Origin of the sequence: Candidatus Chloroploca mongolica, assembly GCF_004762035.2 — a bacterium.
Lineage (GTDB): Bacteria > Chloroflexota > Chloroflexia > Chloroflexales > Chloroflexaceae > Chloroploca > Chloroploca mongolica.
On the sequence record NZ_SIJK02000035.1, the window covers coordinates 21,756 to 30,145 of the forward strand.

Annotated in this window: 7 protein-coding genes; 4 read left to right on the plus strand and 3 right to left on the minus strand. The window is 58.0% G+C overall.

The genetic code is table 11. From position 1 onward, the window contains the following. Window positions 1-153: 153 nt before the first annotated feature. Together EYB53_RS17475 and EYB53_RS17480 are read left to right on the plus strand one after the other, a co-directional pair. Window positions 154-1,362: a pyridoxal phosphate-dependent aminotransferase gene (locus tag EYB53_RS17475; RefSeq protein WP_135479700.1), complete on the plus strand. Its 1,209-nt coding sequence runs from the start codon at window positions 154-156 to the stop codon at window positions 1,360-1,362. A gap of 400 nt (window positions 1,363-1,762) precedes the next feature. Then, complete coding sequence (locus tag EYB53_RS17480) at window positions 1,763-2,770, plus strand: bifunctional heptose 7-phosphate kinase/heptose 1-phosphate adenyltransferase (protein ID WP_135479701.1); 1,008 nt, start codon at window positions 1,763-1,765, stop codon at window positions 2,768-2,770. A gap of 61 nt (window positions 2,771-2,831) precedes the next feature. Here the strand turns inward: EYB53_RS17480 and EYB53_RS17485 are convergent, their stop codons facing one another. Together EYB53_RS17485 and EYB53_RS17490 are read right to left on the minus strand one after the other, a co-directional pair. Beyond that, entirely contained in the window at window positions 2,832-3,188 is a 357-nt protein-coding gene (locus EYB53_RS17485) for an STAS domain-containing protein (protein ID WP_254151118.1), read from the minus strand. 60 nt (window positions 3,189-3,248) lie between these two features. After that, on the minus strand, window positions 3,249-3,704 hold the full coding sequence (locus EYB53_RS17490) for an ATP-binding protein (RefSeq protein WP_135479702.1): 456 nt from the start codon (window positions 3,702-3,704) through the stop codon (window positions 3,249-3,251). A 426-nt stretch (window positions 3,705-4,130) separates the two neighbouring features. On the opposite strand from EYB53_RS17490, the gene EYB53_RS17495 reads away from it, so the two are divergent. Both EYB53_RS17495 and EYB53_RS17500 read left to right on the plus strand, forming a co-directional pair. Continuing rightward, on the plus strand, window positions 4,131-4,892 hold the full coding sequence (locus EYB53_RS17495; protein WP_167857460.1) for a SpoIIE family protein phosphatase: 762 nt from the start codon (window positions 4,131-4,133) through the stop codon (window positions 4,890-4,892). A 3-nt stretch (window positions 4,893-4,895) separates the two neighbouring features. Further along, window positions 4,896-6,305, plus strand: a complete 1,410-nt coding sequence (locus tag EYB53_RS17500; RefSeq protein WP_135479704.1) for an LCP family protein — start codon at window positions 4,896-4,898, stop codon at window positions 6,303-6,305. A 101-nt stretch (window positions 6,306-6,406) separates the two neighbouring features. Here the strand turns inward: EYB53_RS17500 and treZ are convergent, their stop codons facing one another. Continuing rightward, window positions 6,407-8,233, minus strand: coding sequence for a malto-oligosyltrehalose trehalohydrolase (gene treZ / locus EYB53_RS17505; RefSeq protein ID WP_135479705.1), 1,827 nt, complete (start codon window positions 8,231-8,233; stop codon window positions 6,407-6,409). Window positions 8,234-8,390: the final 157 nt, after the last annotated feature.

Consider the following 8,390-nt stretch of genomic DNA (forward strand, 5'->3'; position numbering starts at 1 on the left):
AGTATATAGCACCTTCAAGGTAAGAGTTGGGGCTATTTTGGTTCGTGTTGGCGGCAAAGCCGCCAACACGAACCAAAAGAATCTCTTCGTGGGGCAAGCCCCACGAAGCATGGTAAAATTGGGCACGTAGTGTTCCAAGCAGGAGTAGACAAGATGAGTGTCAAAACCGAATATCGGTTAGCCCGCCGTCTGGCCCAACTTGAGCCTTCCGCAACGGCCGCGATGAATGCGCGGGTACAACAGTTGCGCGCCGAGGGGATCAAGGTGATTTCGTTCAGTGTCGGTGAGCCTGATTTCAATACGCCTGAGCCGATCAAGGTTGCGGCGATTGAGGCGATCAATAAGAATCGCACCCACTATACGCCTGCGGGCGGCACGCTTGAGGTGCGCAAGGTCATTGCCGCACGGGTGTCGGCTGATCAAGAAATTCCTTATGCGCTTGGCCAGATTACGACGACCGCCGGGGCAAAAGAGGGTCTCTATCTCGCTTTTCAGGCGCTGTGTGACGAGGGTGATGAGGCGATCATTCCGGCCCCGTACTGGGTCAGTTATGTGGAGCAGGCCCGCCTGGCAGGGGCTACGCCAATTACACCGCAGACGACCGAGGCAACGGGCTTCAAAGTAACCCCCGAGCAATTGCGGGCGGCTCTCTCGCCACGCACACGGGTGGTGATGCTCAATTCGCCCTCGAATCCGACCGGCGCTGTCTATAGTGCTGATGAACTGGCTGCGCTAGCCGATGTCTTGCGTGAAAGCGACGCGATCATTATTGCTGACGAGATCTATGATGCGATCAGCTATGTGCCCTATGCCCGCTGGCTGCGGGTGGCACCCGATATGGCCGACCGCACCTTGATTGTCAATGGGGCCGCCAAGGCCTATGCGATGACGGGGTGGCGTTTTGGGTATGTCGCCGGTCCGCAACCGATCATCACGGCGATCAAGGATATTCAGAGTCACACAAGCACGCATACGGCCTCGATCACCCAGGATGCCGCGGTCAAAGCCTATACGCCCAGCGCCGAGCTTGACGAGGCGGTGCAGACGATGGTTGCCGCCTTCCACAAACGCCGTGACCTGGTTCTCGGCTTGCTCGCCGAGATCCCCGGCGTCAGTTGCAACGTCCCTGATGGGGCCTTCTATGTCTTCCCCAATGTGACCGGGTTGCTCAACAAACCCCTGAAAAACGGGGTTGTCTGTGCAACGAGTGACGACCTGAACAACTATCTGCTTGATCAGGCCTATATTGCCTGTGTGAGCGGCGAGTCATTTGGTGCCCCTGGCTATATCCGCCTTTCGTATGCGACGTCCGAAGACGAAATCGTCGAAGGGATGCGTCGTTTCCGTGAGTCGGTGAGTTAGGCATATTTCAAATGAGCTTGACCGTTTGCGGTGATTGGAGTGCCGGCTTTAGCCGGCTAAACTTGACCGTTTGCGGTGATTGGAGTGTCGGCTAAAGCCGGCACTCCGAAGCAAACGGTCGGCTTTTCAGACAGCCTCTTAGTACTACAGTTGTAGGTTGTGCTTAGCTATCCTCAGATGGGCCACAAAAGAACACAAAACGCACAAAAGACCGCCGCAATCCGTCCACTGTGCATACCTTTTGCGCTCTTTGTGTTCTTTTGTGGCAAACATATGTACGGAACATTGTGATGTACAACTGTAGTATTAGGGAGCGACCGTGGTTTGAGGCACACCAACCCAGCGAAGCTGACCTTGTTCGCCTCAAGCCGCGTGAGTGAGACGTGAAAGCACGAACCCAATGACCAGAGACGCTATCACTGATCTTGCCGCTCTGGTACCAGGGCTTGCCGGACGGCGCATCCTCGTGCTTGGTGACCTCACCCTCGACGAATATCTCTATGGCAAGGCCACACGGCTCTCGCGGGAGGCACCGATTCCGGTGCTCGAGTTGCGCCGGCGCGAGGTTATCCTCGGTGGGGCCGCGAATCCGGCGCGCAACATTGTTGCCCTGGGCAGCCATGCAATGCTCGTTGGCATCATTGGGGCCGATCCCGAGGGTGCGCAGTTGCACGAACTGGTCGAGGCACACGCGATTGACGGAACGGGTTTGCTGACGAGTGCGACACGGCCAACAACCCGCAAGACCCGCATTCTCGCCGATGAAGCACCACGCCTGCCGCAACAGGTTGCCCGTCTTGATCGGCTTGATCGCATGCCCTTGCACGCCGAAGAAGAAGCGCAAATCCTGGCCCTGCTCGAACAAGCGATCCCGCACCATGATGCAGTGATCTGCTCGGACTACCAACTCGGTCTGTTGACTCCAAAGATCGTTGGGCGTGTGCGCAGCCTCTGTGCGGCGCACGGCACCACGTTTTGTGTTGATGCGCAGGGCAACTCGCACTACTACGAAGGGGCCGATCTCTTTCGCTGCAACAACCGCGAAGCTGAAGCGGCCCTTGGCTATTCCCTGGGCACCGAAAGCGACTTTGCGCGTGGGCTCCACCAGCTTCGCATCAGCCTAGGGGCCAAGCTCGTCATTGTCACGCGTGGACCCGACGGCCTCGCGCTGGAAGGGGCAGGGCTGGCGTACCACCACATCCCCGCCGCACGGGTCAGCGAAGTCTACGACACAACCGGTGCGGGCGACACGTTTATTGCTGTAGCGACGCTCGCCTTGAGCGCAGGCTATCCTGCTCTGGCGATGGCCCAGCTTGCGAATACCGCCGCAGCGCTCGTCGTGCGCCGGTATGGCAATGCCGTGGTCACGCCTGACGAGCTACGCAATGCGCTTGGCAGCGCCGCATGATCCTGATGTTCACGGAAGAGGCCAGCTTTGCTGGCCTCTTCCGTGAACATCACCGTACTTGCTACTGGCGAAAGCTCTCAAGCGCCTTCTCTTCATCAGAATAGATCTCGGCATACTGCGCGAGGCCAACCATCCGAAAGATTTTCTGGAAGTGAGGAGAGAGCCCACTCACCGCCAGCTTTTGCTGGTGGCGATTCACCTCAGTCACGATGCCAATCAAAATCGCGATTCCGGCACTATTGATATAGTCATTCTGGCGAAAATTGAGCAAGATATGCCGCGCATTGCGCCTAGTGACCTCACGATACGCACTATTGATCTTCTCTTCGGCGAAAGTTGTCACATCACCAACGAGATCGATGATGGCGACCCCGTCACGTTCACGGGTGCTCACCGTCAACTCGTCTTCAAGCATCATGCCAGTTCCTCCCAGACAGGTCAGTTAGCTCAACTATCGTCACACCTGAGCGTTTCGCGCTCATTCGAGATGGATCACCATGCGGATCTGATTGCCCCCGCTCGGTGCCGTCGTAAACTCAACTTCGTCCATCAACTCACGGATCAGCCAAATGCCCCATCCGCCTTTATCATCACGTTGCAACGCCTCTTCGATCGATGGCGTCGTCACCATACACTTCTGGTCGAGAGGTTTACGGCCCTGGTCGGCCACGCTGACGATCAACTCGTCATCACGAGCCGTCAACAGCACCACCACCTTGACTGCGGCATCATACTCATTACCGTGCTCAATTGCGTTCGTGACCGCCTCGCTAATAGCCGTCTTGAGTGAGTCAATGCGTTCGGGTGCAAAGCCCATCCGTCGGGCTACGGAAGAGGCCATGTCCATCGCGACGCGCTCATAACCCAGTTTACTAGGCAAGCGCAACTCAATGACGCGTTCATGGGCATCAGGTTGTGGGCTATGTTGATTCATTTTCCGGCACCTGTGTACTGAGTATACGTGCAACATAAAACCCTTCGCTTCGCCGACGGCTACGCGCAGGGTACGCTATGTTCCACTGCCTGATGCAAGAACAACCAGACTTTCGTCACTGGAAGCATCATAACATGATCGCGGACACTTCCGCAATATGGTATGCCTGTGATGCGAGGGCTGATGCAACGACCGCCTCCGGCGGTGGGGTATGGAGCGGCTTCGCCGCTCCATGAGATTTTTTTGGTTCGTGGTGGCGGCTTCGCCGCCACCACGAACCAAAAACTGGAGGGTGGGGCGCAACCCCAAAGACTTTGCAACAGCCCTGCCTGGAAGCCCGTCTACGCATCAGCACAACGCAAGATGCGGTATACTATGATACATATCTGTGTGTTGATAACCACAGGCTATGAGTTGAGGATGGTTATGTTTGAGATTGAAGTTGCGGTTGCCAAAGTTGCGCATCACGGCAGTGGTGAAAGTGGCGATACACTAGAGATGATCGAGCGCCCTGGCGGGGGGTTCTCGTTTGTGCTGGTTGATGGTCAAGGGACGGGCCGAGGGGCCAAAACGCTGAGCAATTTGCTCGCGACACGGGCAATCTCGCTCTTAAAAGATGGTGCCCGTGATGGGGCCGCGGCCCGTGCTGTCCACGATTACCTCTATACCTACCGGATGGGGCAGGTCGCCGCAACTTTGAATATTCTTTCGGTCGATTTTCAAAGTGGCAAGATTTTGATGTCCCGCAATAATCCTGCTCCTTTCTTTGTGATCGACCGACATGGCTTGCATTCGTATAGTGAACCTTCAACGCCGATTGGGCTGCAACCAATGACCAAGCCGATTATCTCTGAGTTGCCCGTTGCAGCATATACCTACGTCGTTGTCTTTACCGATGGCTTGCTGCGGGCAGGCGAACGCACGGGCGAAGATGTCGAGATTGGCAATTTCCTCTCGGGGTGGCCGGCTGAACTCGGGCGGAGTGCGCAAGAACTGACGGATACGCTGCTGCGCCGGGCGCTTGAGCTCGATGTCGGTGAGCCGAGTGATGATATGAGCATTGTCACGCTTGCGGTGTTGCCTGCTGCCACAACCCATAGTGTGCGGCGCCTCCGCACGGTCGTTCCCTTTGAGGCTCCAACGTGGCCGACCCCCGATCCGCGGGGCCTCGACAGCGATGAGTTGTAAGGTATGCGTCCTCCTGTTCCACCACAACGATCCTATCAAACGGCACGTGAACGTGTTGCCGCCCGCCGTGGGGTGACCCAGCGCCCTCCACGCCGAGAGCAACGCGGCTGCCTCTCGTTGCCAGTTCTGGTGATCGCCATGCTCGTGGTTGTCAGTGGCCTGCTGGTACTTGGGCTTGGCCGCTGGGTTACGGGGGCGTTGGGCGGGCTCGAAGGCGATGATCCACGGCGTGCCCAGACTGCCATGGCTGGCGATGTGCTTCAGTTACCCGCTGACCTGCGCCAACCATTCAATGTGCTGCTCATTGGCGTTGATCGCCGTGATGAACCCGAAGATGGAGTGCGCTCGGATACGCTGATCCTGACTCACGTCAACCCGGTTGATGGATGGGCCGGCATGCTTGCCATCCCCCGCGATTCGATGGTGACGATCCCAAATCTTGGGGTGCAAAAGGTCAATACCGCCTATACCTATGGCTTCAATAATGCCGCAACTCTCTATGGTGAAGGCACCCGGCCTGAAGATGGTGGGGGGGCGCTCGCGGCGGAAACGGTGGAGGCGTTTCTCAATCTGAGCGTTGATTATATCGCGCAGGTCGATTTTCAGGGCTTTGAGTATCTGGTCAAGACGCTTGGTGGCGTGACGATTGATGTCGAGCGCCCGCTCCTTGATCCATCTTATCCAACTGAAGATTATGGCTACGAACGGCTCTTCATTCCTGCCGGTTTACAGATAATGGATGGGCCAACGGCGCTCAAGTATGCGCGCTCACGCCATAGTTCGAGCGATTTCGACCGTTCGGCCCGCCAGCAGCAGGTCTTGCGTGCGTTCCTCGCCGAGTTGCGTAGTCGCAATCTGCTTGCTCAAGCCGCCCTGTTGCCCGATCTCGTCCGTGACCTCGAAGCGAGTGTCACGACGACGCTGCCGATCAGTGATCCTGCAACAATCCGCGGCCTGGCCGCGTTCGCACAGGGGCTCGACGGCGGGCGGATCATCAGTTTGAGTATCAACCCGAGCGATGTTACGGTCGTCGCCGAGGATGGCTCGAATATCTACTGGGATCCGGCGGGCGTTGCCACCCAGGTGGCGCGTTTACTCGCCGGGCCAACTGGTGGCGGTGAACTCGCCCGTATCCAGGTGCTCAATGGGGCAGGCGTTCGCGGGCTAGCTGGACGAGTCACGGCGCGTCTGACAAGCCAGGGTTTTGATCTCAACCAGCCGACTGATGCGCCTGCCCCAAGTGCGCAGACAATGCTGATCGATTACACCGGGCGCCCCGAGTCGCTGCGACGGCTTGCTGAAACCCTCGGGCTTGGGCCTGATCAGGTCTATGCAACACCCCCTGCCAGTGCGCCCGCGCCGCCCTTCCAGACTGACATTGTGCTGATCCTCGGCACGGACTTTGTGGAATAGGCTGATCAGAGGTGACGCAAAGGCGCAAAGGTTGGATGTATTTCCATCTTTGCGCCTTTGCGTCTTTGCGTCAAATCAGCAGGAAACTTCGTTCCAGACCTCTAACGCTGAGGTGTATGCAGGATCATCGCCCGCGGCCCGTTGAGGGTAAGGCTCGCGCCAGTGGTGATGGTGACGCCACCGCCTCCATAACGGGGATCTTCGCTGTCCAACAAGAGTTCCCAGTTACCTCGCGGCAAGGCTTCCAGCGTCTGGGGCTTGTCACCGAGGCAAACAATGATCAAGAGATCATTCCCGTTGGGAGCCCAGCGATGCATAATCAGCGTTGTTAAGCCAAAAGGCGTAACGCTATAGGCATCGCGCCGACGCAAGCGGAGCGCCGGATGGCTGTGGCGGAGCGCCAGCAGATCCTGATAGAGGGTCAGGACTTCAGCATGAGGCGACCCTGCACGTTCATGCCAGCGGAGCTGCGAGGCCGCAAAGGTTGCCGGATCTTGCGGATCGGGAATCGTTGTGCCACTGAAGGCGGTAAAAGCGGCAAACTCCTTCCGGCGTCCTTCTGTCACCATGCGCCCCAATTCGGGATGATGGTCGGTAAAAAAGAGGAACGGCGTCGAGGCGGCCCACTCCTGGCCCATCCAGAGCAGCGGCGTTTGGGGGGCCACCAGCAGCAGCGTCGAAGCAGCCCGATAGGCGGCCAGACTCACCGTATGGTTGAGCCGCTCGCCGAGGGCGCGGTTGCCCACTTGGTCGTGATTCTGGATGCAGTAGACAAAGCTCGGTGGGTTCACATCACGAGCCGGTGCCCCGCGTGGATGCCCCAGATGGGGCGAGACCTGGCCCTGATAAAACCAACCCTGCGCCATCGTGGCGGCCAGATCGGTCGCGTTCCCCGTATAATCGCCGTAATAGCCATCCTGTTCGCCAGTCAACGCCACCCGCACCTGATGATGAAAATCATCCGACCAGACGGCATCAAGGTTCCAGCCACTCGCCCGGATCAACGCAGGATCATTGCCCTCGTGTTCGGCAATCAAGAAGAAATGGCGGTCGGCAAGCAACGACGCCCGTACCCGCGCCGACATCTCGGCCATCAAATGGGTCGGGCTATCATCAATGATCGCGTGGGTCGCATCAAGACGCAGACCATCAAGATGGAACTCGTGCGCCCAGTAGAGCACGTTGTTCACAAAAAAATCACGCACCGGTTGCGTTCCCGGGCCATCAACATTCACTGCATCTCCCCACGGGGTCTGGTGGCGATCAGTGAAATAGTCACGGCTAAAGTCACGCAGATAGTTGCCATCTGGCCCAAAATGGTTATAGACCACATCAAGCAAGACAGCCAACCCCCGACGGTGTGCCGCATCAACAAGCCGTCGCAGCCCCTCGGGGCCGCCATACGCACGTGACGGCGCATAGAGATTGACGCCATCGTAGCCCCAGTTGTGGGTGCCAGGGAAATCGGCGACGGGCATCAACTCAATGGCCGTGACCCCGAGGGCTTTGAGCACATCGAGTTTATCAATCAAGGCGTCAAAGGTTCCCTGGGGCGTAGCCGTGCCAACGTGCAACTCATAGATCACCAGATCTTCGAGCGGCAAGCCGCGCCAATCCGCATCATTCCAAACAAACGCAGCGGGATCAACCACCTCTGACCAACCATGAACCCCCTCGGGCTGAAAGCGCGAGGCCGGATCAGGCCGTGGATCACCGCCATCAACCCGATAGGCATAACGCATCCCCGGACGGACGTCGGCGACATGGGCCGCAAAATAGCCGTCAGCCTCACGGGTGAGCCTGAAGGTCTGAGCGCCCTCGGGGAAGGCATCGATCATCACCGCAACCTCGCGAGCCTGGGGTGCCCAGACGCGAAACAGGGTACCTTCTGGATCGGGTGATGCTCCTATCGTAAGTTGCCAATACATAGAAAATCCTTCGTCACAGCAAAGGCACCAGGGGTAGTGGTGCCTCTGCCATAAATTGCAGACATGGGCGCGATCCTGATGTCGGTGGTGGAATTAGGGCGATTGCATCTTCCGTGTATGCATCCCACCAGGGCACCCGCAAGGGCACCCGCAAGGG

Excerpts from the sequence above, each read along its gene's own strand:
- EYB53_RS17475 (WP_135479700.1), top strand. The coding sequence starts at position 154 with ATGAGTGTCAAAACCGAATATCGGTTAGCCCGCCGTCTGGCCCAACTT.
- EYB53_RS17480 (WP_135479701.1), top strand. The coding sequence starts at position 1,763 with ATGACCAGAGACGCTATCACTGATCTTGCCGCTCTGGTACCAGGGCTT.
- EYB53_RS17485 (WP_254151118.1), bottom strand. The coding sequence starts at position 3,188 with ATGATGCTTGAAGACGAGTTGACGGTGAGCACCCGTGAACGTGACGGG.
- EYB53_RS17490 (WP_135479702.1), bottom strand. The coding sequence starts at position 3,704 with ATGAATCAACATAGCCCACAACCTGATGCCCATGAACGCGTCATTGAG.
- EYB53_RS17495 (WP_167857460.1), top strand. The coding sequence starts at position 4,131 with ATGTTTGAGATTGAAGTTGCGGTTGCCAAAGTTGCGCATCACGGCAGT.
- EYB53_RS17500 (WP_135479704.1), top strand. The coding sequence starts at position 4,896 with ATGCGTCCTCCTGTTCCACCACAACGATCCTATCAAACGGCACGTGAA.
- treZ (WP_135479705.1), bottom strand. The coding sequence starts at position 8,233 with ATGTATTGGCAACTTACGATAGGAGCATCACCCGATCCAGAAGGTACC.